The 26,333-nt window shown below is 67.4% G+C and carries 22 protein-coding genes; 15 read left to right on the plus strand and 7 right to left on the minus strand.

Features of this window, described 5'->3' with window-relative positions:
• Positions 1–48 precede the first annotated feature (48 nt).
• The 4 genes from KEG38_RS30310 (at position 49) to KEG38_RS30325 (ending at position 5,513) form a co-directional block, all read left to right on the plus strand.
• Positions 49–300: a helix-turn-helix domain-containing protein gene (locus KEG38_RS30310; RefSeq protein ID WP_272423400.1), complete on the plus strand. Its 252-nt coding sequence runs from the start codon at positions 49–51 to the stop codon at positions 298–300.
• Positions 301–536: 236 nt separating this feature from the next.
• The gene (locus tag KEG38_RS30315; protein ID WP_272423401.1) at positions 537–3,263 is read left to right on the plus strand and encodes a WGR domain-containing protein; all 2,727 of its coding nucleotides are present in this window, start codon (positions 537–539) and stop codon (positions 3,261–3,263) included.
• Between the two features lie 216 nt (positions 3,264–3,479).
• The gene (locus KEG38_RS30320; protein WP_272423402.1) at positions 3,480–5,021 is read left to right on the plus strand and encodes an alpha/beta hydrolase; all 1,542 of its coding nucleotides are present in this window, start codon (positions 3,480–3,482) and stop codon (positions 5,019–5,021) included.
• Between the two features lie 291 nt (positions 5,022–5,312).
• A complete protein-coding gene (locus KEG38_RS30325) occupies positions 5,313–5,513 on the plus strand; it encodes a hypothetical protein (RefSeq protein WP_272423403.1) in 201 nt (66 codons plus the stop codon).
• 18 nt (positions 5,514–5,531) lie between these two features.
• On the opposite strand, the gene KEG38_RS30330 is transcribed toward KEG38_RS30325, so the two are convergent.
• Positions 5,532–6,626, minus strand: a complete 1,095-nt coding sequence (locus KEG38_RS30330) for a DUF4241 domain-containing protein (protein ID WP_272423404.1) — start codon at positions 6,624–6,626, stop codon at positions 5,532–5,534.
• A gap of 266 nt (positions 6,627–6,892) precedes the next feature.
• On the opposite strand from KEG38_RS30330, the gene KEG38_RS30335 reads away from it, so the two are divergent.
• The 5 genes from KEG38_RS30335 to KEG38_RS30355 all read left to right on the plus strand — a co-directional run bounded on the left by KEG38_RS30335 (position 6,893) and on the right by KEG38_RS30355 (position 13,285).
• Positions 6,893–7,534 (plus strand): MEDS domain-containing protein, encoded by a 642-nt coding sequence (locus KEG38_RS30335; RefSeq protein ID WP_272423405.1) that lies wholly within the window; start codon positions 6,893–6,895, stop codon positions 7,532–7,534.
• Between the two features lie 10 nt (positions 7,535–7,544).
• The gene (locus KEG38_RS30340; RefSeq protein WP_272423406.1) at positions 7,545–9,137 is read left to right on the plus strand and encodes a hybrid sensor histidine kinase/response regulator; all 1,593 of its coding nucleotides are present in this window, start codon (positions 7,545–7,547) and stop codon (positions 9,135–9,137) included.
• A 39-nt stretch (positions 9,138–9,176) separates the two neighbouring features.
• Complete coding sequence (gene sfnG, locus KEG38_RS30345) at positions 9,177–10,298, plus strand: dimethylsulfone monooxygenase SfnG (protein ID WP_272423407.1); 1,122 nt, start codon at positions 9,177–9,179, stop codon at positions 10,296–10,298.
• 100 nt (positions 10,299–10,398) lie between these two features.
• A complete protein-coding gene (locus KEG38_RS30350) occupies positions 10,399–11,043 on the plus strand; it encodes an MEDS domain-containing protein (protein WP_272423408.1) in 645 nt (214 codons plus the stop codon).
• A 58-nt stretch (positions 11,044–11,101) separates the two neighbouring features.
• Positions 11,102–13,285 carry an ATP-binding protein gene (locus KEG38_RS30355; RefSeq protein ID WP_272423409.1) on the plus strand — a complete coding sequence of 728 codons (2,184 nt, stop codon included), beginning with the start codon at positions 11,102–11,104 and terminating at the stop codon, positions 13,283–13,285.
• On the opposite strand, the gene ptsP is transcribed toward KEG38_RS30355, so the two are convergent.
• From ptsP to dhaK, 3 genes are read right to left on the minus strand one after another with little or no spacing between them, the layout of a single operon-like run.
• Complete coding sequence (ptsP, locus tag KEG38_RS30360) at positions 13,230–15,638, minus strand: phosphoenolpyruvate--protein phosphotransferase (protein WP_272423410.1); 2,409 nt, start codon at positions 15,636–15,638, stop codon at positions 13,230–13,232. The two genes, KEG38_RS30355 and ptsP, sit on opposite strands and share 56 nt — an antisense overlap.
• Positions 15,635–16,270 (minus strand): dihydroxyacetone kinase subunit DhaL, encoded by a 636-nt coding sequence (gene dhaL, locus KEG38_RS30365; RefSeq protein ID WP_272423411.1) that lies wholly within the window; start codon positions 16,268–16,270, stop codon positions 15,635–15,637. Before dhaL ends, ptsP begins: the two co-directional genes overlap by 4 nt.
• 1 nt (position 16,271) lies before the next feature.
• Entirely contained in the window at positions 16,272–17,273 is a 1,002-nt protein-coding gene (dhaK, locus tag KEG38_RS30370; protein WP_272423412.1) for a dihydroxyacetone kinase subunit DhaK, read from the minus strand.
• A 168-nt stretch (positions 17,274–17,441) separates the two neighbouring features.
• Here dhaK and KEG38_RS30375 point away from each other — a divergent pair, with 168 nt between their 5' ends.
• Genes KEG38_RS30375 through KEG38_RS30385 form a run of 3 tightly spaced genes read left to right on the plus strand, consistent with a single transcriptional unit; the run spans position 17,442 to position 19,524 of the window.
• Positions 17,442–17,951 carry a hypothetical protein gene (locus tag KEG38_RS30375; RefSeq protein WP_272423413.1) on the plus strand — a complete coding sequence of 170 codons (510 nt, stop codon included), beginning with the start codon at positions 17,442–17,444 and terminating at the stop codon, positions 17,949–17,951.
• A 60-nt stretch (positions 17,952–18,011) separates the two neighbouring features.
• Positions 18,012–18,545 carry a hypothetical protein gene (locus tag KEG38_RS30380; protein ID WP_272423414.1) on the plus strand — a complete coding sequence of 178 codons (534 nt, stop codon included), beginning with the start codon at positions 18,012–18,014 and terminating at the stop codon, positions 18,543–18,545.
• Positions 18,523–19,524: an HTTM domain-containing protein gene (locus KEG38_RS30385; RefSeq protein WP_272423415.1), complete on the plus strand. Its 1,002-nt coding sequence runs from the start codon at positions 18,523–18,525 to the stop codon at positions 19,522–19,524. Before KEG38_RS30380 ends, KEG38_RS30385 begins: the two co-directional genes overlap by 23 nt.
• Here the strand turns inward: KEG38_RS30385 and KEG38_RS30390 are convergent.
• A complete protein-coding gene (locus KEG38_RS30390; RefSeq protein WP_272423416.1) occupies positions 19,440–20,669 on the minus strand; it encodes a zinc-dependent alcohol dehydrogenase in 1,230 nt (409 codons plus the stop codon). The two genes, KEG38_RS30385 and KEG38_RS30390, sit on opposite strands and share 85 nt — an antisense overlap.
• Before the next feature lie 118 nt (positions 20,670–20,787).
• Here KEG38_RS30390 and KEG38_RS30395 point away from each other — a divergent pair, with 118 nt between their 5' ends.
• Together KEG38_RS30395 and KEG38_RS30400 are read left to right on the plus strand one after the other, a co-directional pair.
• The gene (locus KEG38_RS30395; protein WP_272423417.1) at positions 20,788–21,657 is read left to right on the plus strand and encodes a hypothetical protein; all 870 of its coding nucleotides are present in this window, start codon (positions 20,788–20,790) and stop codon (positions 21,655–21,657) included.
• 71 nt (positions 21,658–21,728) lie between these two features.
• Positions 21,729–22,448, plus strand: a complete 720-nt coding sequence (locus KEG38_RS30400; RefSeq protein WP_272423418.1) for a hypothetical protein — start codon at positions 21,729–21,731, stop codon at positions 22,446–22,448.
• Between the two features lie 15 nt (positions 22,449–22,463).
• On the opposite strand, the gene KEG38_RS30405 is transcribed toward KEG38_RS30400, so the two are convergent.
• Together KEG38_RS30405 and KEG38_RS30410 are read right to left on the minus strand one after the other, a co-directional pair.
• The gene (locus KEG38_RS30405) at positions 22,464–24,914 is read right to left on the minus strand and encodes a DsbA family protein (RefSeq protein WP_272423419.1); all 2,451 of its coding nucleotides are present in this window, start codon (positions 24,912–24,914) and stop codon (positions 22,464–22,466) included.
• Between the two features lie 64 nt (positions 24,915–24,978).
• Complete coding sequence (locus KEG38_RS30410; RefSeq protein ID WP_272423420.1) at positions 24,979–25,629, minus strand: nuclear transport factor 2 family protein; 651 nt, start codon at positions 25,627–25,629, stop codon at positions 24,979–24,981.
• A 59-nt stretch (positions 25,630–25,688) separates the two neighbouring features.
• Between KEG38_RS30410 and KEG38_RS30415 the strand changes: the two genes are divergently transcribed.
• Positions 25,689–26,312: a hypothetical protein gene (locus KEG38_RS30415; RefSeq protein ID WP_272423421.1), complete on the plus strand. Its 624-nt coding sequence runs from the start codon at positions 25,689–25,691 to the stop codon at positions 26,310–26,312.
• The last annotated feature ends 21 nt before the right edge of the window (positions 26,313–26,333 follow it).

Raw genomic sequence — 26,333 nt, forward strand, 5'->3', positions numbered from 1 at the left:
GTCATTGCCCAAGGTTCACGAAACCCACGTCACGATGGAGGGACGGCCATGCCACGTCGACAAACGACCCATCCGCTTCTCACAGCCTTCGGCGCGCGTATGCGGGACCTGCGCCTCGACCGAAAGATGTCGCTGGCCAACCTGGCCGAGACGAGTGGCGTCGGGAAGGGCGCCCTATCCAGCATCGAGAATGGGCGCGTCAACGTCACGATCGCGACATGCGTGCGGATCGCCATGGGTCTTGGGATCGGGGTCGAGGACATGATCCCGAAGGGCTCGAGCTTCCCGAATCGGAGGTAAGCGCGCCGTCCCCGGAGCCGCCGCCGTTGCCTCCCTGTTGCACCGATGGAGGGCTGAGGCGCGCCTACACGAGGCGAGCGGGGACCGCGGGCGGAGCAAGGGGGCACGGCGAGGGCTCGCCCGGCGCGTCCTACGAGAGTGCTTGACTTGGGCGAGGATTCTAGCGTTTCCTACACCCAAACCTGCTGCGGGGCCCGTCGGCAATACGCAATGACGGCGAGGTTCGGAATGGCCCAATGAACAAATTACCGATCGTTTCACTGTCCAGCGTATCGCTCCCCCCCATCCCTTCCTCGTCGAGTGACCCGTTCCACTTCTTCTGGCACCCGGAAGAGAAGGCGTTCTGGCTCCTCGTCCTCGGCAAGAACTCGAGCGGCGATGTCGAACGACGCGTATGGCGCGTCTCCGAAGACGGCACCGGCGCCATCGTCCTGTCGGACGAGCAGCTCGGTCTCCCCGACGATCTCGACGCGGACTCGCTCAGGGCGTTCTACTTCGACACCGCGCGGGGCCAGCCGGTCTGGCTCGTCTCCACCTCCGACGAGGTCGTGCTCGGCGCCTTCGACGGAAAGACGTTCGTCAAGGTGAAGCAGAAGAAGACGATCCGCGCTTCCGCCAACGACAGCTTCGTCTTCGATCCCGCCCGCCGCGTGCTCGTGCACTTCGTCAGTCAAGAGAAGATGGAGCGCGAGGGTCTCTCGGTGCGCGAGCTCGGTTCCGACGGAGAGTGGCAGGACAAGGGGGCGGTGATGGCCGACGCGGGCTCCTGGAAGACCTTCGCGGCGTGGGACGAGCGCCAGAAGCTCGCGGTCGTGGTCGATAGCGCCAACAACAAGGCATTCGGCTGGGACGGCAAGAATTGGCGCGAGCTCCCGGAGGCGCCGTTCTCGAACTCCAAGGCGGCCACCACGCACCCGCGTACGAAGGGGCTCGTCCTCATCGAGGAGTCGAGCGGGTATACGGCGAGCTACAAGAGGTACAGGTCGGCCGAGCTGACCGACACGAAGTGGGTCGATGGCGAGGAATCGGCTCTGAAGCCGCTCGAGCGGCTCGTCTCCATCGCCTACATCCCCGAGCGCAACGAGAGCTACGTCTATGCCCCGAAGCTCGGGGGGACGATTCAACACACGCTCGGCCGCTACGATGGGCAGAAGGTGCATCCGGCCGGTCAGCCCGTACTTGCCATGACCGGCGGCAGCACGGCGGGCCCGGTCCTCTTCTGGAGCTACGACGGGATGTTCTCCGTCGTCGGCGAAGAGCTGCGCAAGACGGCGGACCATCCCGAAGAAGCGGTCCTCGGATTTCGCGCCGACCGAACCGGCTGCGTCGCGGTCGGTCGAACGGGAGAGGTCGAACGCCTGACCTCGAAGGGCTGGACCTCCGTCTGCAAGGCGCCTCCCGGCTTCACCGAACGATGCGACTCCAGCATGGGATCGGACGGGACCGGGCGCCTCCTCGTCGTCGGCGGAGGCGATCCATACGGCGGAAAGAAGTTCCTCACCGACACCTGGCTGTTCGACGGCAAGACGTGGACGCAGCTAACGACGCGGGGCCCGGGCCCGAAGACGCTCTTTACGCGCATTGCGTTCGAGCCGTCCCGTTCGACGTGGGTCGTGATCGGCGGGCGAAAGAAGGACGCCTACTCCGACCATTTGGACGAGACCCACGAGCTCGACGGCAACAACAAGTGGGTCGCGTTCAAGTCGAATTTCGACGAATCCCCGGGGCTCGGTGCGCGCTTCATCGCTCGAGACGACGCCTCCGGGCAACTCTTCCTCGTGACCTACGGCTGCAACGACCCCGACAGGCTGCACGTCTATCGCGGCGCGGGCGAGTGGCACTGCGTGGGGGACATCGACGCAGCGCTCGTTCCGTGGGGCTCCCGCTCCGGGATCGACGCACCGTACGCCTACGACGACGAGCGCCGCGTGCTCGTCGGGTATGGGAGGGGCTCGCTCGTCGAGGTCGCGATCGGCGCCGCTCTCGATGCGGTTCGCCCGAAGGAGAGCGCGCAGCCGAAGGCGAGCGAAAGTGAAGCGAAGCCCCGGCCCAGGGACGGCGCAAAGACAAAAGGCAAAGAACAACTCACAGAAGAAGCCATCCCGCCGGCGGTATGGTTGCGCCTGCAGGAGGACGGCAGCGAAAAGTTCTGGTTCGCCTCGTCGAGGGAGGGCGCGACGTGGACCGCGTGCTGGGGGCGGCGCGGCGCGACGCCGAGCGAGAAGGTATACACGCTCGACAGTCGCGCTGCGGCGAAGAGCGCGTACGAGAAAGCCGTCCGCGAGAAGTTGAAGAAGGGCTACGAGCACGCCCCCGAGAAAGAAGCGGCGGCGCTCGTCCCGGGTCGCATGTCGTATCGCTTCAAGCTGGGAAAGTTCGAGCGCATCGAAGACGACATGTTCGGCGGCATTCCCGCCGGCGTGACCCGGGAGTCGTGGCCCATCTGCGCCGGCTGCAATCACCCCATGCCGCACGTGATGACGCTGCACGCGCACCCCGAGCGCCTGCCGCTGACGAAGCACGCCGCGATCACGCTCTTCGTCTGCGACAACGAATCCTCGGGCGGAACCTGTCTCACGTCCGAGACCGACAAGGGCTGTAACGCCGCGCTGCTGCTCACCGCCGCGGAGCTCGAGCGCGCGCCGCTCTCGACGCCACCGTCGGGCAAGAAGGGAGCGGAGCCGTCGAAGACCATGCGCGCGCGCAAGCTCACCTATCGTGAAGTCTTCGAGGCCGACCCGGAGAAGAACGAGAACGTCGACGACATCGAGGTCGCCGACAAGGTCGGCGGCTACCCGGGCTGGTACCAGTTCGAGAACACGCCGAAGTGCGACAAGTGCAGAAAGGAGATGCGCTTCGTCGCCCAGCTTCAGGAAGAACACATGACCGGCGGCGGCTCCAGCGAGGGCTATCTCTTCTGCTGCCTCGACGAGCACCAGGCCAAGTTCTTCTGGCAGCACTGAACAGGGGAATCAGGCTCGCATTCCGTCGGTAACCGCCCGACCAACCGCATTCCCAGCACCGCCCTCTGTGTCACCCTCGTACCATGCTCGGACAGAGTACGTCGAGAGAACCCGTACGTATCGAATCCGATACGGTCGTGCGGTTTTCGCAGGGCATTGGGGGGCATGGTCGAGAGGGTTGCCGCCCGCACGGGACGCGTGGTAGGGCGTGTCCTCATGGTCCGATCTCTCCTCGTCGCCGTACTCCTCACAGCCGCCTGCCATTCCGCAAGCCCGACGAACCGGACTTCGTCATTGCCAGCCGCAGCGCCGGCAATCGCGGCCAGCTCCTCCAAGCCCCCTGAGATTGTCGTGGAGCGGGGTACCGTCAAGAGTGAGACCGGCGCCGATGTGCCTTACGAGCTCGGCACCTTGTACGTGCCCGAGAACAGGCGAAATGCCAAAAGCCGCCGGATAGGCGTCGGCTTTGCCCGCATCAAGGCGCCTCATCCCACCGGCGCGCCGCCCGTCTTCTGGTTGCCCGGTGGTCCCGGTCTGAGTGTGCTCGGCGCATTCACCGACGACGACGCGGCTGCCAAGAGCCGGCTGCGGTCCTGGCTAACCTATGGTGCCGTGGGGGACCTGGTCGTGATCGAGCAGCGCGGTTACACGCGCCGCGGCGAAATGCTCGAAGCGATGAGCGATGCCTTGCCTTTGGATCAACCCGGTTCGGCGCGCGTGGAAGCCGAGGCCATGCGTGCATTGGCCAGGGCCGCCATTGCGGCGAACCCCGACAAGGACCTTTCGGGCTACGACATCGGTGAGCTCGCCGCGGATGTGGACGACCTTCGCCGGGCGCTGGGGTACGACAAGATCAGCCTGTTCGGTGGAAGCTTCGGCTCCCAGTGGAGTTTCGCGGTGATGAGACTCCATCCCGAGATCGTCGCGCGCGCGGTGCTGTCGGGCGTGGAACCGTTGAACAACGGTTATGACATGCCCTCGCACGTGCTCGCGGCGCTGCAGCGTATCGCCCAAGACGCTGATCGGGATCCTGGGCTTGCGCCTTATCTGCCCGCGGGCGGACTGATGGAAGCCATGCGCGCCCTGCGCCTCCGTTTTGCCGAGAAGCCGGTGCGCGTGCAGGTCGACGACGATGCCGGCGGAAAGCGCACGGTGGTTCTAGGGGCGGAAGACCTTCAGCTCGCCCTGCAATCGCATACGCAGGAGGGCGAGCAATGGCCCGCGTTCATCTTGTCGCTCTATCACGGGCACTACGAGGCCTGGGCGCGCGAGGTCATCGAAGACCGAAAAGCGAGCAAGACGAAGCTGATCGGGCCCTTGATCGACAGCAGTCTGGGCGTCACGGCCGCTCGCGAGCAAAAGCTGCGGACCGATCCGGCCGTCGAGATGCTCGGCACATGGAACTTCGAGTCGAACATCGCTTCCGCGCCCGACTGGCCGACCCGCGACATGGGCGACGCGCTGAGAGAGCCGGTCACGAGCCCGATCCCGGTCTTGTTCGTGCACGGCGATTGGGATACCTCGACGCCGGTCGAAAACACCCTGGGCATCAAGGCTTACTTTCCGAACGGCCATGCGATCCTCGTCCATCGCGCCGGCCACGACGGCCCGTTCTACCAGCTTCGCGGAGAACCGGCTGTGAAGCAGGCGGTGTATGAATTCCTCAAGACCGGCAAGAAGGAAGGTCTCCCCGCCGAAGTGACGTTGCCGCTCCCCAAGTTCGAGGTGCCGCCGTTTGCGCCCCCGCGCGCGACGTGAAAAAGGAGGCGGGGCGCACGATTCCGCGGAATGCGGGGACCGTCCGATCGGGAGCGCCTACCGGGCCGTGGTGGATCTCGACCAGGCCGCGGGCCGCACCTTCCCAATCCCGAGCGGGGCGCTCGAGCGACACCGGGGCACGGTCGAGAGAGCGCTCGGCCAGGGAGGGTGTGGCTCGGGTGACGACGAGATCCAGGGGGCAGAGGCCGTGTTCCATTACGATCGAGAGGGGAGCCTGGTGGTCGACTACGATTTCTTCGTCTACACCGCGCCGGCCTGCTTCACGTATGGGTGGGCACCTACGATCTCCCGGCCGATCTCGAGCCTTACGGCCGGCTGCCCACGTGGCTCCGGGCATTCCTCGCGGAGCACCCGTCGACGGGCGTCTCGGTAATTCCGATCGGCCGGGAGGACGCTGCCCGCAAGGAGTTCGAGCGCCTGCCCAAGGTCGCCCCCAAGCTGCCCAGGGACTCCGAGCCCGAGGGCCAATGAATCCTGGTGAAGCCGGCGTCACTTCTTGCTTGCTTTGGGCACCTTGATCGGCAGGTACCCCAGCACCGCCGGCTCGAGCACGTCCCAGTGCGCCGCGTACGAGGCTCCGATCTTCGTGGCGTAGGTATAGGCTGCATCGCCGACGGCGAGGGCGCTCGGCAGGCCCAGGTTGACGCCCGCCTTGTGGTGCTCGTTGCCCACGTCGAGCGTAGCGCGCCCGCGCGTCCAGCGGAAATGGGCGTCGAGCACCGACCGGTACAGCGCCGTGGCGCGCACCTGGAAGGAGAGCCCGTCACGCGTGTATGTGAGATCGAGCTCGCCCCCGTCCGACTTCACCTTGTAGGCAGTATTCGGCTCCGAAAACCCTTTCGACCGCAGGAAGGCGCCGATGTCCCGCTCGATGGCGGCCACGAACGGCGCGAAGATTTCGGTGAGGTCCCGCAGCTTGCGCTCCGGGGAGATTGGCTCCGCGAACACATTGAAGCTCGTGACGACACACGCCACCTCGCCGGCCGCGTCGATGCCGAAGTACGTCGCATACGTCCCGTCGCCGTCTCCGGAGCGGAAGATCATCACGTTTTCGCCCGTGCTCCCGTGGGGCCGATGATCCGCCCACCAGCCTCCATTCACGCGGAGCTCGGGACTCACGACGTCGTAATAACTCCCATACGAAGGCCCCTCCGCCTTCTGTCGCACGGCGTCCGCATCGCGGAGGTGACGCAGGGCGGCCTCGTCGGCGAAGCAGCCGAGCCCCGCGTCGACGGGATAACCGAAAAACCGCCCCTCGCCCAGCGTCGCCGCATCCTGTCCGGCGATCGTCGCGAGCTCGAAATGGTCGATGGCTGCCTTCCGCACGCGGATCTCGGCGAATCCAATCACCGAACCCTCTTTTGCGACGAAGAGGTGAACGGGGTATTTCCCCGGCGCGAGAACACGCTCGAACGGGGGCCGCTCGGGCTGCATCATGGGATCGCAGGCCACGAGGCGGCCCGTGGTGATCACGATTTCGCCGGCGCGAAGGATTTCCTTCACGCCGGCAGCCTTCTTGCCGGCGAGGTGGGCAGAGCGGATCGGAAGGAACGAGCGGGGGAGCGCGTAACGGGGTTCGGTCATGGGCACGAGACCCTACCCGATCTTGGCCGCGCTTACCGATGCTTTGGTGCCCGGGCGCTCCGCTCTCCGGAACGGTCGGGCTCGGAGCCCCCGACCGCACCCCTGCGATCAGGTCGGAAAGGCTTGTGATATTTCGATGACCTCGCTCGGCACCGGCCCACTGCAGCGCAGACGCGCAGGCGGAGCCGAAAAGCCTGTTTGACGGCGGCGGTGCAGTACGTCACGGTTGCCGGGAGCACGGCGGTCGCGAAGGAGGCGTCGGCCCAATGAGGGATGCAACGCTCGCGGGCATGAGGCTCGATCGGCATTACCACGTCTGCACATTCTTTCGCTCGCGCGACGAGGAGTATCGGGTGCTCGGCCCCTTTTACAAAGAGGGACTGGAGTGGGGCGAGAAGGTCGTCAATTTGTGTGACGCGGCGTTCCGCCACGAGCACCTCGCTCGGCTCGCCCAGCTCGGTATCGACGTCGAGGGGTGCCACGACCGCGGGCAGCTCCTGGTGCAGAGCTGGGATGACTGCTATCTGGCGCACGGCCGCTTCGATCCGGACCGTATGCTCCAGTTCTTCGATGACGCGAGCAGCGCGGCGTCGGCCGAGGGGTATTCGCGCCTGCGCGGCATGGGCAACATGGACTGGGCGCTCTCCAATCCTCCGGGGGCCGACCAGCTTATCGAGTACGAGATCCGCCTCAACGAGGTCGTCGGGCGCCACAAGTGCCTGGTGATCTGCGTCTACGATCTCACCCGCCTGCCCGGCGCGACGGTGATGGATATCCTGCGGTGCCACCCGCTCGTACTGATCGACCGGACGGTCAACGAAAACCCGTTCTACACGCCGCCCGGTGCGTTCCTCGAGGAAATACGAGCTCGTAGATATCGCGACCCGGACCCGGCGCACGGCCGCTGACGGCTGACGCATGTCCGAGCCAGATTCACCCCGATCACTTCACAGCACACTACGGGACCTGCTCGGCCTCCTCGCGCTGCCGCCTCTGTGGAGCGGGCAGGACGCCGCCGGCATCCTCGCGACGACGTGCGAGGTCCTCGAGGCGCTGCTCCCGATCGACGTCGCCTACGCGATCACCCGCTGGACCGTGGGCGAATCGGCGGTCGAGGTATTACGGGTCGGGCAGCAGGATGCGACTGCACGGCTCGAGGAGCTGCGGCCGGTGCTCGCCGCCTCCTGCGGCAGGGGGATCGGCGCCGTTGGGGTCGCCATTTGTCCGCCGTTTGGCACGGTACGGACCCTCCACATGCCAGTGGGGCTCTACGCCGAGCGTGGCAACCTGCTCGTCGGCTCCTGCGACCCCATGTTCCCGGACGTGACCGCGAACGTGCTCCTGCGCGTGGCGACGAGCCTCGTGGCCACCGGCCTCGAGACCGCGCGCGCCATTCAGGAGCGCGAGCAGGCCAACCGCGCGAAGGACGAATTCCTCGCAATGCTCAGTCACGAGCTGCGCAACCCGCTGGCCCCGATCGTGACCGCGCTCCGGCTCATGCGCGTGCGCAGCGAGGGCCCGGTGAGCCGCGAGCACGCCGTCATCGAGCGGCAGGTCGAGCACGTACGCCGGCTCGTCGACGACCTCCTCGACGTCTCGCGGGTCACACGGGGGAAAGTGGAGCTGCGCCTCGAAGCGGTCGAGATCCCGCACGTGATCAGCCAGGCCGTCGAGATGGCGACCCCGATGTTCGAGCAGCGGCGCCACGACCTGCACATGGAGGTCCCGGTGGGCGGCCTCGTGGTGCAAGGGGACCGATCGCGGCTCGCCCAGGTGGTCACGAATCTCCTGACCAACGCCGCTCGGTATACACCGCCCGCCGGCCGCATCGTCGTCCGGGCCGCCCGCGTCGACCACGAGGTCGTGATCATCGTCGTCGACAACGGGGTCGGTATCTCAGAGGAGCTCTTGCCCCGGATTTTCGACCCGTTCGTCCAGGGGAAGACGTCGATCCACCGCACCGAGAATGGTCTCGGCATCGGGCTCGCGCTGGTCAAGAACCTGGTTACCCTCCACGGCGGCACGGTCGAGGTGGCCAGCGAAGGGATGGGCAAAGGGAGCGCGTTCACCGTGCGATTGCCAGCGACCACCGCCGTCGCCGAGGCGGAGGAGGCTCTCGCTCCGTCATGCCTCTCGGAGGTGCGCGAGCGTGTCCTGCTCGTCGACGACAACATCGACGCCGGTGAGCTCCTGGCGGAGCTGCTGCGCGCCTCGGGGCACGAGGTCGCGCTCGCGCACGACGGCGCCGGGGCGCTCGAGATGCTGGACAGCTTCCGCCCAACCGTAGCGTTGCTCGACCTCGGGCTGCCGGACATGGACGGCTATGAGCTGGCCGCGGAGATGGGTCGCCGGCTGGGCACCGCAGGTCCTCGGCTGATCGCGCTGACCGGCCGCGGTCAGGCGCAGGATCGCGCTCGCAGCGCGGCGGCCGGCTTCGTCGAGCACCTCGTCAAGCCGATCAGCGTCGAGCGGCTCCTCGACGCGATCGCGGGCCGCACACCTGGTCGGTAGCTTTGGAGCCTCCAAGCATCGAAACCTCAGGATTCATCCATGACGACCTATCACGACAAGACCGAGGCCACGAGCGACGACGCAATCAAGTTCGCCTATTGGGTCCCCAACGTCTCCGGCGGCCTCGTCATCAGCAACATCGAGCAGCGCACAGGCTGGGACATCGACTACAACCGCAAGCTCGCGCAGATCGCCGAGGCGAGCGGCTTCGATTATGCATTGACCCAGGTCCGCTTCACGGCCGGCTACGGCGCGGAGTTCCAGCACGAATCGGTCTCGTTCAGCCACGCACTTCTGGCCGCCACCGAGAAGCTCGAGGTGATCGCGGCGATCCTGCCCGGCCCGTGGAACCCGGCGCTCGCCGCCAAGCAGATCGCCACGATCCATCACCTCACCCATGGTCGCATCGCCGTGAACATCGTCAGCGGCTGGTTCCGCGGCGAATTCGCCGCCATCGGAGAGTCGTGGCTCGACCACGACGAGCGTTATCGCCGGTCGGAGGAATTCATCCGCGCGCTCAAGGGTATCTGGACCGAGGACCGCTTCACCTTCCGGGGCGATTTCTATCAATTCGATAACTACTCGCTGAAGCCGAAGCCGCTCGATCCGCATCCCGAGATCTTCCAGGGCGGCTCCTCGCGCGCGGCCCGCGACATGGCCTCCCGCGTCTCCGATTGGTACCTCACCAACGGCAATACGCCGGAAGAGATCGCGAAGCAGGTCGACGACATCCGCGCCAAGGCGGCCCGGAACGACCACGAGGTGAAGATCGGCGTGAACGCTTTTGCGATCGCCCGCGAGACGGAACACGAGGCCAGGGCGGTGCTCGCCGAGATCATCGCGAAGGCGAATCCCGAGGCCGTCAACGCCTTCGGCCATGAGGTGAAGAATGCAGGCAAGGCCTCACCTGAAGGCCAGGGCAACTGGGCCAAGTCCACCTTCGAGGATCTCGTCCAATACAATGACGGCTTCCGCTCGAACCTGATCGGTACGCCACACCAGATCGCCGAACGCATCCTTGATCTCAAGCGCGCGGGCGCCGACCTCATCCTCCTCGGCTTCCTGCACTTCCAGGAGGAGGTCGAATACTTCGGCAAACACGTGATACCGCTCGTCCGCGAGCTGGAAGCGGCCGAGCCCCTGCCGATCGCGGCGGAATAGCGCCGGGCGGAGGCGGAGGGCGTGGTTGACGACAATGGTGAGGTGGTTCATAGTGATGGCCGCGATGGCCGTAGGAGACGGCCACGACGGGGGGATAGCAATGAGGAATGCCACGCTGGCAGGCAGGAAGCTCGATCGGCACTATCACGTTTGCGCATTCTTTCGCTCGCGCGACGAGGAGTATCGGGTGCTCGGCTCCTTTTATAAAGAGGGGCTGGAGTGGGGCGAGAAGGTCGTCCACGTCTGCAACCCTGCGCTGCGCCACGAGCACCTTGCTCGGTACGCACGGCTCGGGGTCGACGTCGAGGGGTGCCAGGCGCGTGGGCAGTTCCAGGTACTGAGCTGGGAAGAGGCCTACCTGAAACACGGCTGCTTCGATCAGGACCGTATGCTCCAATCGTGGGCTGACTTTGAAAGCACGGCGCGCGCCGAGGGGTATCCGCGTATGCGCGGCATGGACAACATGGGCTGGATGCTGGACAATGCTCCGGATTTCGACGAGCTCATCGAGCTCGAGATACGCTTCAGCAAGCTCACCTCCCCCCAATGCATCGCGGTCTGCGTCTACGACGCCAACAGCATGCCCGGCGCGACGATGATGGATCTCCTGCGCTGCCACCCGCTCGTGCTGATCAACGGGACGATGTGCGAAAACCAGTTCTACACGCCGCCGGCCGAGTTCCTCGAGGAAATACGCGCTCGTAAGTATCGCGCCGAGGGCCGACGCGCGGCCGCGCACGGCTGACCCGTAGGATCGCGCTCGCACTCGATGGCGGTTCAGCCGGAAACACGAGGTGCAGGCGATGGGCACGACAGGGGTCGAGATCCCTCGGGAAATCACCGACAAGTGGCAAGAAATCGTCGATCTCCTCGCCGAGATCCTGCAGATCCCCGCGGCGTTGATCGTGAAGATCGAGCCGCCCGAGATGGTCGTCGTCGCCTCCAGCGAATCGAGGGGCAACCCTTACCCGGTCGACGAACGGGCGTGCACCAACGCCGGGTACTATTGCGAGGCGGTGATGAGCACCCGGCGGCCGCTGCTGATCGCCGATGCGTTGTCCGACGAAAAATGGCGATCGAGTCCGGACGCCAGTCTGGGGCTGATCTCCTATCTAGGCTTTCCGATCCTCTGGCCCGGCGGAGACGTCTTCGGGACCATCTGCGTGCTGGACTGTAAAAAGAACGCGTACAGCGACGTATCGCAGAGGTTGCTCGTGCAGTTCCGCCAGGTCATCGAAGCCGACCTGCGATCGCTTCTAGCCATCGATGCTCGCCTGAGGGAAGAGGCCCAGGCCAAGGAGCGCCTGGAAGCGCAGGTGGCAGAGCGCACGGCCGAGCTCACCAGAATCAATGCACAGCTCGCGCGCGACATCGCCGAGCGAAGGCGTGCTGAAAAGGCGTTGCGCGCGAACCAGCAGCTTTTGCAGGCCATCATCGATAACTCGACCGCGGTGATCTACGTGAAGGATCGGGAAGGGCGTTATCTGTTCGTCAATCGCCACTTCGAGGAGCTGTTCCGGGTCACTCGGGAGGGCATCATCGGCATGGTTGACTATGATGTGTTCCCTGCCGAATGCGCAGATGCCTTTCGCGCGATCGACGAGCGGGTGTTCGCCACCGGAAGTGCGGTGGAAACGGAGGCCGTGGCGCCGCACGACGACGGCCTCCACACGTACATCACCCTCAAGTTTCCCCTCCGCGACAACGCCGGCGCCCCGTACGCGGTCTGCGGCATCTCGACCGACATTACGGAGCGGAAGAGGATCGAGGAGGAGCGTATCCGGCTCCTCGCGCAAGAGCAGCAGGCCCGCGCAGCCGCCGAGGAGGCGGAGCGTCGCGCGGCCTTCCTGGCCGAGGCTGGGGCGCTCCTCGCAGAGTCGCTCGATTACAATGAGACGCTCGCGCGCCTCGGGAAACTGTGCGTGCAATCGCTCTCCGATTGGTGCGTGATTGACGTCGTGGAAGGCAGAGAGATCCGACGCATCTCCGGCGCACACAAGGACCCCGCGAAGGAGCCGTTGCTCGACGAGCTACGACGCCGGTATCCTCCTCGCTGGGATTCCCCCCACCCGGCGGCCAGGGTCTTGCGGACAGGTCAGCCAATTCTGCTCTTGCCCGCAGATCTCACCGACGAAGCCGTGCGGCAATTCGCCGTGGATGACGGGCACGTGAGGCTCAGCCGCGCGCTCGGGACAGGGAGCTCCATGATCGTGCCGCTCGTGGCGCGCGGGCAAACGCTCGGGGTGCTGAGCATCGTCTCGTCCGCGCCGGGTCGCAGCTATGATGGCGCCGACCTCGAGCTGGTCACGGATGTGACGCGCCGGGCCGCGATCGCCATCGACAATGCGCGCCTCTACCGCGAGGCGCAGGAGACGGCCCGCATCCGCGAGGACCTCGTCTCCATCGCGTCGCCTGAGGTCTGCACGCCGCTCACGCCGCTCAAGCTGCAGCTCCAGCTCGTCGACAGCGTGCTCGACGTGTCGCGTATCGCCCAGGGACAGTTCGCTCTGGAGCTCGAGGAGGTCGACCTGCCCGCGCTGGTGCGTGGCACGGTGGACCGGTTCCAGGAGCTTTTGGCCAAGGCGGGCTCGCGGAGCGAGCTCCGGGCGGAGCTGGGCGTGACCGGCCGGTGGGATCGCCTGCGCATCGAGCAGGTCGTCGTCAACCTGCTCAGCAATGCAATCAAGTTCGGCCTCGGTCGACCGATCGAAATCCGCGTCATGGCGTACGGGGGGTTGGCGATCCTCTCCGTGCAAGATCACGGGCTCGGCATCGTGCCGGAGGACCACGAGCGCATTTTCGGGCGCTTCGAGCGGTGCTCAGGGAAGTCGCTCGGGGGGCTCGGGCTGGGATTGTACGTCGCGCGGGAAATCGTTGCAGCGCACGGGGGCGCGATACGGCTGACGAGCGAGCCAGGCGTGGGCTCGTGCTTCAGCGTCGAGCTGCCGCGGGACCCGTCTCTTTCGGGGTTTCGGGCGGCCGGGTAGCCTCTTCCGCGAGCGCGGCGCGCACGCGTGCAATCGCCGCCGGCCCCATGCTGAGACGCGTGATCCCGAGCCCGACGAACGTCGCCGCGAGTTTCGGATCTGCCGCAGCCTCGCCGCATACGGACACGGCGCGCCCCGCCGCCTGGCCCGCTTTCACCACCCGACCCACGAGATCCAATACCGCCGGATGCCCCGCATCCGCGAGCGCGGCGAGCCTCGGATGGCCGCGCTCCGCCGCGAGCGTGTATTGCGTGAGATCGTTCGTCCCGATGCTGAAGAAATCGACATGCGGCGTGAGCCGTTCCGCGAGGAGCGCCGCCGCCGGCACCTCGACCATGATGCCGAGCGGGACGGGCCAAAGATGGGGTTTTCCCGCGGCGTCGAGCGCGTTCGCGGCGCGCGCGAGGATGGCCTTCGTGGCCTCGATCTCGGATGCCGTCGAGACCATCGGGATCATGATCCGCACGTCCCGGCCTCGCCCGGCGCGGAGAATCGCGCGGAGCTGCGTCTCCAGCAGATCGGGCCGATCGAGGGAGAGGCGAATGCCACGCAGGCCGAGGTAGGGGTTTTCCTCGGGAGGAACGTGCAGCCACGGTAAGCGCTTGTCGCCGCCCGCGTCGAGGGTGCGAATCACGATGGGCGCGCCGGGGAAGGCGGCGAGGACCTCGGCGTACAGGTCCGCTTGTTCGTCCTCGCCGGGCGCGTCGCTGCGGTCGAGGAAAAACATTTCCGTACGCAAAAGGCCGATCCCGAAGGCCCCCGCTTCCTTGGCGGCGCGTGCTTCGAGCGGGCTCGCCGCATTGGCCCAGAGCTCGACCGTGGGGCCGGAGGGAATGGTGACCTTGCCGTGAAACGTCGCCGCGGAAAGCCGCGCCGCCCGTTCTTCGGCGCGACGGCGTTCGAGTGCGGCCGTGATCGCCGGGGCCGGATCGATCCACACCTCGCCGGTCCCGCCGTCGAGGCCAAGACGGGCAGGGGATTCGGGCAGATCCTGCAAGAGAGCCGCGGCGCCGAAGACGGCGGGAATCCCCGCGCCTCGCAGGAGGATCGCGGCGTGGGAGGTCGGGCCGCCGCGCAGGTCGACGACGCCGAGCACGCGGGCCGGATCGAGGCGCGCGGCTTCGCTCGGCAAGAGCTCGTCAGCGAGGAGAATGGCCGGCGGGCCTTCGGGCAAGGCCACCGCGGGCGCGGCGCCGAGCGCGCGCAGGACGGCGAGCTCGATGTCGCGCAAATCGGCGACGCGGGCGCGCATGTACGGGTCGTCCGCGCTCGCGAGGGCCTCGGCCGCACGATTGACGCCGGAATGATAAGCGATGGCGGCATTGTGGCGAGATTCCGTGACGAGCTCGCGAGCGGTCCGCAGGATGACGGGATCTCGGAGCAGCGCGCCGTGCATGGTCGCCATGTCGTCGCGACCAAAGGCGGAGCGGATTTCCCGCTCGACCCGGTCGAGCGCGGCCGTGAGCTTTTCGAGCTCGGCGGCCGGATCGTCGACGGAATGGTCAGACAAACGGAGGGTGGCCCTTTGCAGGCGAACACAAGGACCCACGGCGACCCCGGCTGCAATGGGAATCCCGCGGCCCTTTGTGGCCTCCGCCGTCGCCTGCGGCGGGGGAGCATCCTTCGTCCCGGCCTCGCGCACGAGGGCCGCGAGGGCGCGGACGGCGGCCTCCGCCTCGCGCCCCGTCGCGGCGATTCGCAAGACGTGGCCGCACCGCGCACCGAGCCCCGCGAGGGCAATCACGCTGTCCGTCGTCCGCGGCCCCTTGCCGTTCGTTCGATTTTCGACCGTGATCTTCGCGTCGAACTGGGACGCACGCGAAACGATCCGCGCCGCGGGCCGCGCATGCAGGCCGTGCGGGTCCACGATTTCGGCATCCTCCCAGGTCTCGTTTTCAGCGGTCTTTTCGACCGGCACTGGTGCGGGCGCGGCTTCCCCGAGCTGCTCCTCCTTGGCCACGAGCCCCCGCCGCGCCTCGGCCGCGACCTCGTCGAGGCTCCCGCCGCCCGCCGCGCGCACCGCCGCGGCGACCGCGCCCTCGACGAACGGCCCCGACGAGAGCCGCGTCTTCGCAGCGATCGACGCATCCACGAGTTCGAGCGCGGTCTCGGCGCTCAAGAGCGCGCTGCCGAGATCCATCAAGACGACCGCGCCTTGCGCACCGGCCGCGCGTTCGAGTGCCGCGACGATGGCCATGGCATCGGTGCCGAGCTCCTCGCCCGCCTCCCCGACGCCCGCCGCGCATTCGATGATCACCGCGTCGCCCGTCATTTGCGTCGCGAGCTTGCGCGTCGCCTCCGCGAGGGCGCGGCTATGGGAGACGAGGACGAGCCCGACCGTCGTTTTGCTCATTCCGCTGCTGCCTCGGCGAGGCTCCGGACGAGAAGCCACATCGACGTGGCGCCCGGATCCTGATGGCCCGCGCTCCGCTCCCCGAGATAACTCGCCCGTCCTTTGCGCGCCACGAGCGGAATCGTGGCCTCCGCGCCCTGCCGCGCCGCCTCGGCCGCCCGCGCGAGCGCCTCGGCGAGCGTTACCCCCGCGGCGCCCTCGAATGCCTGGATCGCCGGTCCCAGCGCGTCGACCATCGTCTTGTCGAGCGGCTCGGCCTTGCCCCGCTTCTGGATGCCCGCGAGCCCGGCCGCAAGCGATTGCTGGATCGCCGTCCGATCAAGCTCGGCTTTTCCAGCCGCGATCTTCGCCGCTTCCAGGAACAAGGTCCCATAAAGCGGACCGCTCGCGCCCCCGACGGTCGAGAGCAACGTCATGCCCACGGTCTTCAGGATCGCGCCGACATCCTCCCGCGGTTGCCCCGCGAGCTTGCCGCGCACGGCCGAAAAACCGCGCGCCATGTTCGCCCCGTGATCACTGTCGCCGATGGCCGCATCGAGCTCGGTCAGGTATTTTTCATTTTCCACGATCACCGCGGCCGCACGCTCGATCCAGACGACCACGGCATCTCCGTTCAACACCTCGCGTCCCACGTCAAACCCCCCAGCGCAGCGCCGCCGTGTGCACGGGCGCATCCCAGTACCGGACCATCTCCTCGTCGACCTCGAGCAGCGTGATGGACACGCCCGCCATTTCAAGGGACGTGATGTAAGGACCGACGAGGCTCCGCACGACCCGAAGGCCCCGCGCCGCCGCGAGCTCGTGCGCCTTGCGGAACACCACGTAAAGCTCGAGCAGCGGCGTGCCGCCGAGGCCATTGACGAAAAGGAGCACGTCCTTCCCGGCCCGGAACGGGAGATCGTCGAGGATCGGATCCATCAACATTTCCGTGAGCCGATCGGCCGGTTCGAGCTTCGCGCGCCGCCGCCCGGGCTCGCCGTGAATGCCGATGCCGACCTCGATTTCGTCCGGCCCGAGCTCGAACGAGGGTTTTCCCGCGTGCGGTACGGTGCACGGCGTGAGCGCGAGCCCCATGCTGCGCCCGTGATCGTTCACGCGCCGGCCTAGCGCCGCGACGTCCGCGAGACCGCGCCCCGCCTCGGCCGCGGCGCCGCAGATCTTCTCGACGAGCACCGTGGTGCCGACGCCGCGACGTCCCGCCGTGTAAAGGCTGTTCTCCACGGCCACGTCGTCATTCACGAGCACGGTCTCCGTGGCGATTCCCATGTCGCGCGCGAGCTCGGCGGCCATCTCGAAATTCATGACGTCGCCCGTGTAGTTCTTGACGACGTGGACGACGCCCGCGCCGCCGTCGACGGCGCGCGTGGCTTCGAGGATCTGATCGGGCGTGGGGCTCGTGAACACCGCGCCGGGACACGCGGCATCGAGCATCCCGCGCCCGACGAACCCGCCATGCAACGGCTCGTGCCCGCTGCCGCCGCCGGAGAGGACGGCGACCTTGCCACGCACGGGCGCATCGGCGCGCACGAGGAACGCCGGGTCGAGCTGGACGCGGAGGAGATCCGGGTGAGCGACGGCCATGCCCGCGAGGGCCTCCTTCACGAGATCGGAAGGCGCGTTGAGGAGCTTCTTCATCGGGGCGGAGGATACCGAAAGACGGGAGCGGCCCGCGAGAGGAATCGGCAGGAGGCGGGAGCGGAGGGGGCGGAGAATGGAGAGGGAAAAGCTTCCAGGCGAGCGATCCGCCTGGGGCGACTTGCCGTTCTGCGCTGCGACTGCAGGTTGCGGAGAGGAGGGGGATTGATGGTCAAAAATCGCATTCAATGTTTGTTCGTGGTAGGCATCCTCGGTGCGGGGCTCGCCGTGGTCGCGGCGCCGCTCGCGGCGCGGGCCGATATCCCGGCACCGGCACCGGAGCTCGTCGAGGAAACCGTGGACGCGCTCGTCGACGGGTCCGTGGACGAGGACGTCGACGAGAACGTGGACGAAGGGAGCTCCGCGCTGGAGACGCAGCGGCGTCGCGGGGGCTGGGACGGCGGCCATCGTCGCGGGGGCTGGGACGGCGGCCATCGTCGCGGGGGCTGGGACGGCGGCCATCGTCGCGGGGGCTGGGACGGCGGCCATCGTCGCGGGGGCTGGGACGGCGGCCATCGTCGCGGGGGCTGGGACGGCGGCCATCGTCGCGGGGGCTGGGACGGCGGCCATCGTCGCGGGGGCTGGGACGGCGGCCATCGTCGCGGGGGCTGGGACGGCGGCCATCGTCGCGGGGGCTGGGATCACGGCGGCTGGGATCACGGCGGCTGGGACCACTGAGGTATTCCGAGGAGCGTCGCCCGCAGGGAGGGCCTGCGGGCGGCGCTGGGAGGAACCACCATGCGATCGACACCGCGCCGATGGTTGCTCGTCCTGGCCGCCGCCCATTTGCTCCTCGTGACGCTCGGGGCGGCCGGCGTGGAGCTCCGCGAGGTCGGGCCCATCGGGCGGCTCCTCGACCATTACGGACTCGCCTCCGGCGCCGGATGTGAATACGACTTTTTCACGTCCAGGGATCATGGCCAGTTCGTGCTCCACGTGGACGTGATCGACGCCGAGGGCCGGCGGACCACGCACTCCCTCGGCACGGGCGCGAGCCACGAGGCCGAGCTCCGCGTCGCGCACATCGCGGGCGAGTTCGAGACCGCCGAACCCGCGCTCCGGCGCGAGCTGGCCAAGTCACTCGCCGCGAAGATGTTCGAAAGGCACCCCGAGGCGCGCGAGGTCGTCGTGCGCGTCGAGTATTTCGTGGTGGTCTTGATGGACGAGCACCGGAGCGGCCGCGAGCCACGAGTCAGCCGATTCTACGATGCGAGGTTCCGAAAGCCGCGCCCGCGGCTCGAGGCACGTCATGGAAGCGCCCATTCTGGATGATTCATCCCCGAGGGCCGGCGCGTGCCGGGCCCTCGACGTGTTCCTGTTCGCGCCGGCCACGGCAAGGCCCCTCGCGGCCTTGCGGATCGGCCTCGCCTCGGTGCTCCTCGTGCAGGCGGCCGTCGTCCACGCGGAGTTTTTCGATTGGTTCTCGCGCGACGGCCTCTTCCAGGGGGATCTGAACCGCGCTTTCGGCCCCACGTTCGGGCCGCGGACGGGTGATCTGCTCGCCTGGTTGTCCCCGCTCGGCGTCGGAGAGGCGGCGGCCCTTCGTGCGATCGGCGCCGCCTACGTCGTGGCCCTCGTCATGCTCGGCCTCGGCCTCTTCACGCGCGCGGCCGCCGCGCTCGCGTGGTTTCTCCACTGGACGCTGATGAACAGCGCAGCCCCGCTGATGTACGGGGTGGATCAGTATGCGCACATCTTTCTATTTTACGCGATCTGGGTCCCGGTCGGTCGCGCGGCTTCGCTCGACGCCTTGATCTCGGGCGCCTCGCGCGCGCCCACGGCGGGGGCGCGGGTCGGGCTACGGATCATGCAAATACACCTGTGCATCTCGTATTTCGCGAGCGGCGTGGAGAAGGCGACGCTCCTCGACTGGTGGAACGGCGAACTCATCTTCCGGGCCCTCTCGCTCCCGGATTATCGCAGGTTCGACATGTCCTGGCTCGCCCAGTACCCCGCGCTCGCACAGCTCGCTTGCCTTGCCACGCTCGTCGTCGAGATCGGCTATTGCGTCTTCATCTGGCCGCGTCGCACGCGGAGGCTCTGGCTCACGGCGGTCCTGGGTCTCCACCTCGGAATCGCCGTCTTCCTCGGCCTCCACTTCTTCGGCATCATCATGTGCGTGCTGAACTTCGCGCTCTTCGGGATCTCTCCCGAGCCGCGCCCCGATCAGGCCGCCTTTTTTGCCGGGACGGCACCCGGCGAGAGCTCGACCTTGACCCAGCCGGGCATGCGCCGATCGAAAGCTTTGTAGGCGTCGATCACGGAGACGAGCGGCTCCCGGTTCGTCAGGATCTTCGTGGGATCCACGACGCCGCTCGCGACGTGCTCGAGCAGCTTCGGGATGTACCGGCGGTGCGGGCAATTGCCCATGTTCACCGTGAGGTTGCGCATCATGGCCATCCCGATCGGGAACCATTTCATCTGCGGCGGGTAGACGCCGACGATGGACAACGTCCCAGCCTTCGCGAGCGCCTCCACGGCCCAGGTGAGGGCCTGTGACGGGGCATCTCCCGGGTGCCAGTTGTCGCCGACCTCGTGCGTCTTCGGCGCCACCTGCTCGACCATTCGCTCGGCTTCCTTTTTTTCCTCGCGGCTGACCTTCGCCGGCCCTGCGTGCGGCCGGTTCGCGTCGACGCCCACGGCGTCGATGGCACGGTCCACGCCGATCCCGTCCGTGAGGCGCAGGATCGTCTCGATCGGATCCTCCTCGTTGTAATCGATCACCTCCGCGCCGAGCGCGCGCGCCATTTCGAGGCGCGAGAGGACCGTGTCGACCGCGAGGATCCGATCCGCGCCGAGCATCTGCGCGCTCACGATGGCGAAGAGCCCGACGGGGCCGCAGCCGAACACGGCCACGGTGTCGCCCGGCGTGATCTCGGCGAGCTCGGCGCCGAAATACCCCGTGGGGAAGATGTCCGAGAGCAGGATCGCCTGATCGTCGCTCACGCCGTCGGGCAGCTTGACGAGGCCCACGTTCGCGAAGGGGACGCGGGCAAACTCGGCCTGGAGGCCGTCGAACGGGCCGCTCTGGATGGGCCCGCCGAAAAAGGCCGTCCCCGCCTGCTTGCCATTCGGATTCTTGTCGCACTGCGATTGATATCCGGCCCGGCAGTACGAGCAGGTGCCGCAGGCAATGGTCGAGGCGATGACGACGCGGTCGCCCTTTCGCAGGTTTCGCACGTCCTTGCCGAGCTCCTCGACGATCCCGACCCCCTCGTGCCCGAGGATCGTGCCCGGCTTCATCCCGGACATCGTCCCGCGGACGAAGTGCAGATCCGTCCCGCAGATGGCGCTCGCCGTCAGGCGCACGATGGCGTCTGTCGGCTCTTTGATCTTCGGCTCCCGCACGTCATCGAGCCGGATGTCCCCGACCCCGTGAAACACGACGGCTTTCATGCGACCTCCCCCTTGCCAGGGCCCTAACGCCAAGGGCCCGCCTTGCCCAGGGAGGAATATGCCTCGGAGCGCTCGGTGGGCTCTTCACGCACGCGCTCGTTTGCTCTATGACGTATGCATGAGCTTCGTTGCACGGTGCGTGGGCGTGGTGGCGCTCGTGGGGTGCTCGTTCGCGGGTGTGGCGCGGGCGGACGAGGGCGCGGCCGAGGTCAAGACCGAGGCTGCCGAGATTCAGCTCAAGAATGGCGGCACGATGCGCGGCACGATCGTGACCGTCGAGCCGGGGCAACGCGTCATCGTCATCATCGCGGGCGAGCAGAGCGTCATCCCGTGGGCCGAGATCGCGAAGATCGTCGGCGGCACGCAGGGCTCCGCCGCGCCCGCGCCGACGCCCGCGCCTGCGCCGCTCGCGCCGGCGGAGGGCGTGCCGCTTGTCCACATCGAATCGAACTGGCCCGACCTGGAGCTCGCGCGGATCGACGGCGACGTGGGGGGCGGGCACCACCAGCCAGAGTACGTTGGACCCAATACGATCACGAAATTCATGTGTCGCGCGCCGTGCGACAAGCTCGTGGACGGACGGGACGGCCATCGATTTTTCATCAGCGGCCCCGGCATGGTGCCAACCGAGTCTTTCCGTCTCGAGGGCCTGGAGGGCCACGTGACCGCGCGCGTCAAAGGCGTCAGCATGGCCCGGTTCACGGGGGGCTTCCTGGGGACCGTGCTGGGAGGCTTTTTCGTGCTCAGCGGCGTCGCGATCGCCGGTATGAGTTACACGATCGACACGACCCCGACGCCCGAAGTCCCGGATCCGGCGAGGCAGATCAACACGGTCCGCACGATCGGCCTCGTCACGCTCGGCATCGGCGCAGCGGGGTTCATCGGGGGGATCATGCTGCTGTCGGAGGGCCGCACGCGGGTCGAGCTCGTCAAGGCGCAAAAGGGGAACACGGGCGTCGTCGTGGAGAACGGGATTTTGCGATTTTGACGGAGACAGCCTCGAGAGCAGGCGCTTGCCACCCAGGCGGACCGGTTTAGGTACGCCTGGAGGGCATAACCATGAAGAAGAACCTGTTTCCGATTCTCGCGCTTGGTCTCGGTCTCGTGACGGGGTACGCGGCGGAGGCCTCGGCCCGGGAGCCGATCATCATCCAGCATCCTCCGCCCCGCGTGCCCGCGGTCAACGTGGCGCCGTTCCTCGACGCCGGCTGCGTCCGCAGTGACGACACGCTGGATTGCTCGGCATCCTCGACGATTCAGCCATTCGGGTGTTTCGGAAATACCCTCCGTATCGACGAGGCGCTCGGCGGCCTCGCGTCGCGCGTGGCCATCGCGGAGTGCAACGCGGACGCGCGCGAGGGGTCGCCGGTGGGGATCGTCAACCTCGGCTGCATGCTGCCGCAGAAGCGGCGATACCTCCTTGCGACGGGCGGCGGGAACTTCGAGCTCATCGACACGGCGGCGAAGTTCATCGATCGCTTTGCCCCGGTGACCTCGAAGGCGGAGGCGCTCGGTTTCGCGGTCGCGCTGACGACGGCCGATCCGGAGTACTCGATCGACATCGACGACGGGCGTGATTTCCTCGTGGATCGAATCGAGACGACGAACATCCGGCGCGTCCGCGGAGGATTCCGGGTGCGGCTGTTCGACATGGAGCTCTGCGGATGCGGGCTGCACCCGACGTCGGCGGTGGATTACTTCGTGCCGAACAGCGGGCGGGTGAGGGTCGCGGACCGGGAGCAGGTCTACCGGTTCACGGGGGTCGTCTGCATCGATTGACGGCCGAAGGCGCTGCTACTGCGTCCGCAGGATAAGGTGGAATCCGAACGGCGTCTCCACGACGCCGCTCGTTTGTCCCACCGACAGTTTTTCCACGGCCTCTTCGAATTCGCGGATCATCGCGCCCCGCGGGAACGTGCCGAGGTCGCCCCCGCGTTGCGCGGCGCCCGGCTCGTCGCTGTACTGCGCGACGATGTCCTCGAAGCTCGCCCCTGCGGCCAATCGCTTGCGCGCCTCCTCCGTGCGCGCGAGTGCTTCGGCCCGCGTGCGCGTGACGTGCGCGGGGGCGCGCTTCGCGCCCGCATACATGACGATGAGGTGCTTCGCTCCCATGCGCCCCGCGGCGGTCGCCACCGAGGCCGTGGACGCGGGCGCAGGCGGCGTCGGGGACGGCGGCGGGCTCAGGGGCGGCGGGGTTGTCGCCACGAGCGGCGCGGGCTTGCGGGCGTCGGCCTTCAAGGTGTCGGGGGCGATGGGCTCGCGCTTCAGAGCTTTGGTGACGTACCGCTTTTGGGTGCGGAGGGGCTGCGCGCCGCTCATGAAGTAATCGTTGATCACGAAGGCCGGCGTGCCAAAGATCTTCAGGCGCTCGGCGAGCTCCCGATCGGCCTGGACCACCTTCCAATGCGTGCGCGCGTCGAGCGCCGCCGAGAGCTTCGCCACGTCGAGCCCCGCCTCGGCGGCTTTGCGCTCGATCGAGGGGCGGCTCAAGCCCTGCTCGGATTGATCCTCCCAGAGGCGCGCTGCGAACGCCCAGAAGCCGGCCTCGCCTTTTTGCCGGAAGGCCTCGACGGAGGCTTCGGCGGCGAGCTGCGCCTGCCTGTGGAAGGGGAGCGGCAAATGCCGCCATACGACACGGACCTTGCCCGGATAGGCGGCGAGGAGCTGCTCGACATCCGCCTGCACGCGTTTGCTGAAGGGGCACTGGAAATCGGCGAACATTTGAATGGTCACCGCTGCGCCCGCCGGCGCGCCTTTGCCCGGATTGTCCTTCGTGGGCGCGGGGGCGAGGAGCCTCTCCATGGGGGCGGGGGCCTTCGCGTCCTTCTGGAGGGCATCGTAGATCTGCGCGGCCGGCGTCCCGCCGGCGACGAGTTTTCCCGCCTTCGTGATCTCTTCGTCGATGATGGCCTCGAACTGCTCGCGGGGCTGGGCTCCGATGAGCCGCCGGCCATTGACGAAGAAATGAGGCGTGCCCGACGCCTTGAGGTCCTCGGCCAGATCTTGATCTCCCTCGATACGCGTGGCATGCGCGTGTGATGCGATCGCCTTCTTCACGCGCTTGACGTCGAGGCCGAGCGCGATCGCGAGGTTTTCGAGATCGGCATCCGCGAGGCGCTCCTGGGTATCGAAGAGCGCCTGGAACGCCTTCCAGAACGCAGCCTCTCCTTTTTGCGCGCCGGCCTCGATCGCGAACTCCGCGGCCGGCTCGGCGCGCGTATGGAAGGGCAGGGGGTTGTGCTTGAAGACCAGGCGCAGTTTGTCGCCGTATTTGGCCTCGAGCTCGGCGATCGTCGTGAGGGAGCGCTTGGTGAAGGGGCACTGAAAATCGCCGAACATCACGATCGTCACGAGCGCGGATGATTTGCCGCGCGCCGGGGAGCCGGCGAGGGGCACCTTCCAGACCGTGGTCGTGTCCGGCGGCGGGGAGGATGGCGGGGGCGACGGCGTTTTCTCACGGTTCCGCTCCGAGAGCTCGGCATATACGTGCTCGGGGTCGATGCCCGAGCGCCGGAGCGCGGCGGCCTCTTTGAGCTCGGCGTCGATGAGCTCCTGGAACCTCGTGATGGGCTGGGCGCCGGAGAGGAAAATGCCATTGACGAACGTAGCCGGGGTCCCGGTGACGCCGACCTTCTTGCCGAAGGCCATGTCGGCGTCCACGTTCGCGGCAAAACGTTGTTGATCGAAGGCGGCCTGGAAGGCCGAAGGATCCACGCCGCTCTCCGCAGCCCACGCGGTGAACGACTGCGGTTCGAGGTAGCGTTGGTTTTGGAAGGCGAGAGTGTGAAACTTCCAGAATGCGCCCGCGCCCCCGAGCCGCAGCACGGTCTCGGCCGCGAGGTGCGCGGGGCGGGCATTTTTATGGAAGGGGAGCGGGTTGTGTCGCCAGACGACGCGCAGCTTGTCCGGCCCGTATTGCTCCTGCAGGAGGGCGAGCGTGGCCATGAGCCGGGACGTGAAGGGGCATTCGAAGTCGCCCCAGATGACCATCGTGACCGGGGCGAGCGCGTTTCCCCAGATGGGATCCTTGGGCCCGACGGGGATGAAGGTCCCGGGGTCGGGGAACGCCGCCGCACCTTCGGCCGCGCCCTCGCCCTCGTCGGCCATCTCGGGGGCGGGCACGGTGACGGGTTTGTCCTGGTTCGCCGTCGTAGGCTGCACGGAAGGCGGTGGCGCGCAAGCGGCGAGCAAAACCAGGACGGTCGAGACGAGCGCCGCGCGGCGCCGTCCACGTGCGTGGCTCATCGGAAATCCTCCATCGGGGTGCGGGAGACTACCCGATGACAGTCGGGCGGGGAAGGCCATGGGATCACATCCCGCTCTGAATCAGGAAGCCGTCTCCGGCGAGGACCAGCACCATCCGGTTGTCGTCGGAGAGGGTCTTCGGCTGGGCCCCGGCGAAGCGATACGTCGCGGTATAGAAGTAATCGACGAGGATGACGTCGTTCTCGCGCACGATGCGGCGGTAGTGAATCTCGTACCGGATCTCCTGGGCATTTCCGAACGATGTTCGCAAATAACTTTCGAGCGCCTGGGCGTCGACGTCGTCTGCCGGGTCGACGTTCCCGCCATCCTCGTAGTAATCGGGCGCGGCCATGGAGACGAGGAGATCGACGTTTTTCTCCTCGACGGCCGTGCGGTAGCGCTCGCAAAAGGCGATCACGGCGGCGTTCTCCGGCGTGTTGGGCACGTCGGACTTCAGGATGTAACGCGCGGAGGAGGGCGGCGCCGGCTGTCGCGGCGAATCCTCGACCTCCGGGGCGGCTTGCGCGGGCCGCGAGGCCAGGACAACCACGTCGACGGGAGCGCGCGTCGGCGGAGGCGCGGCGCAACTCGACAGCAGCAGCGCAAAAAGCGAGAGCAGGCGGAGCGTGGAGCGGCGCATGTCTATGGGCCAAGGATAGCGGATGTGGAGCGGAAACGGCAGGCGGATGTGCGCGAGCAACGTGACTTCGACCACGAGCCCCTCTATGCTGAGATTTCAGGACGGCGCGTCGCGCCCCTTCGCAAGGAGCTTCCGTGGAGTTGAGAGTTGCCCTCGTCGCCGGAGCGGTCGGCGCGCTGGCCGGTTGTGCCGGTGCCGCGGCCGGGTCGCCTCCCAGCCAGGCGGACACCGAAGCAGAGCCCGACCCGGAGGCGGCCAAAGCCGCCTTCCTGGCCTCGAATGAGAACTTCGCCCGGCTGCCTCCCAGCCAGGCGGACACCGAAGCAGAGCCCGACTTGGAGGCGGCCAAAGCCGCCTTCCTGGCCTCGAATGAGAACTTCGCCCGGCTGCGCGCGCTCGAGGTGGTCGACGTGCGTTCCCTCGCCCAGGATATGCCTGGGCATACGCCCAGTTGTTATTCGAGCTGCAAGCACGAACGGATCGCCATGATACGCCTGGGCAAACTGGTCGACGTCGCCGAAGCCGCGGTGAAGTCTCCCGTACCGAACGCCTGCGACGACGCGACCATCGACAAGAACGTCGCCGCGCTGAATGCGCTCCATATCGTGCAAGTCGGGGGGCTGATCAAGGAAGAGCCCAAGAACAACGCGAGCTGTTACAATCGGCCCTGCGAGGCCGATCTCCAGGCCGCCAAGGCCGTCACGTGCGAGCGCGCCGGGAAGCTCGCGAGCATCGTGAACGCGACCAAGGACCTGTGAGGGCCCGTTTTCCCGAGGTGA

It is taken from the genome of Polyangium jinanense (genome assembly GCF_028435265.1).
In the GTDB taxonomy this organism is placed as follows: Bacteria; Myxococcota_A; Polyangia; order Polyangiales; family Polyangiaceae; genus Polyangium; species Polyangium jinanense.

Excerpts from the sequence above, each read along its gene's own strand:
- dhaK (WP_272423412.1), bottom strand. The coding sequence starts at position 17,273 with ATGAAGAAGCTCCTCAACGCGCCTTCCGATCTCGTGAAGGAGGCCCTC.
- KEG38_RS30315 (WP_272423401.1), top strand. The coding sequence starts at position 537 with ATGAACAAATTACCGATCGTTTCACTGTCCAGCGTATCGCTCCCCCCC.
- KEG38_RS30385 (WP_272423415.1), top strand. The coding sequence starts at position 18,523 with ATGGAAGCGCCCATTCTGGATGATTCATCCCCGAGGGCCGGCGCGTGC.
- KEG38_RS30380 (WP_272423414.1), top strand. The coding sequence starts at position 18,012 with ATGCGATCGACACCGCGCCGATGGTTGCTCGTCCTGGCCGCCGCCCAT.
- KEG38_RS30330 (WP_272423404.1), bottom strand. The coding sequence starts at position 6,626 with ATGACCGAACCCCGTTACGCGCTCCCCCGCTCGTTCCTTCCGATCCGC.
- KEG38_RS30340 (WP_272423406.1), top strand. The coding sequence starts at position 7,545 with ATGTCCGAGCCAGATTCACCCCGATCACTTCACAGCACACTACGGGAC.
- KEG38_RS30350 (WP_272423408.1), top strand. The coding sequence starts at position 10,399 with ATGAGGAATGCCACGCTGGCAGGCAGGAAGCTCGATCGGCACTATCAC.
- KEG38_RS30320 (WP_272423402.1), top strand. The coding sequence starts at position 3,480 with ATGGTCCGATCTCTCCTCGTCGCCGTACTCCTCACAGCCGCCTGCCAT.
- KEG38_RS30310 (WP_272423400.1), top strand. The coding sequence starts at position 49 with ATGCCACGTCGACAAACGACCCATCCGCTTCTCACAGCCTTCGGCGCG.
- sfnG (WP_272423407.1), top strand. The coding sequence starts at position 9,177 with ATGACGACCTATCACGACAAGACCGAGGCCACGAGCGACGACGCAATC.
- KEG38_RS30375 (WP_272423413.1), top strand. The coding sequence starts at position 17,442 with ATGGTCAAAAATCGCATTCAATGTTTGTTCGTGGTAGGCATCCTCGGT.
- KEG38_RS30335 (WP_272423405.1), top strand. The coding sequence starts at position 6,893 with ATGAGGGATGCAACGCTCGCGGGCATGAGGCTCGATCGGCATTACCAC.
- KEG38_RS30405 (WP_272423419.1), bottom strand. The coding sequence starts at position 24,914 with ATGAGCCACGCACGTGGACGGCGCCGCGCGGCGCTCGTCTCGACCGTC.
- ptsP (WP_272423410.1), bottom strand. The coding sequence starts at position 15,638 with ATGAGCAAAACGACGGTCGGGCTCGTCCTCGTCTCCCATAGCCGCGCC.
- KEG38_RS30390 (WP_272423416.1), bottom strand. The coding sequence starts at position 20,669 with ATGAAAGCCGTCGTGTTTCACGGGGTCGGGGACATCCGGCTCGATGAC.
- KEG38_RS30395 (WP_272423417.1), top strand. The coding sequence starts at position 20,788 with ATGAGCTTCGTTGCACGGTGCGTGGGCGTGGTGGCGCTCGTGGGGTGC.
- KEG38_RS30400 (WP_272423418.1), top strand. The coding sequence starts at position 21,729 with ATGAAGAAGAACCTGTTTCCGATTCTCGCGCTTGGTCTCGGTCTCGTG.
- KEG38_RS30355 (WP_272423409.1), top strand. The coding sequence starts at position 11,102 with ATGGGCACGACAGGGGTCGAGATCCCTCGGGAAATCACCGACAAGTGG.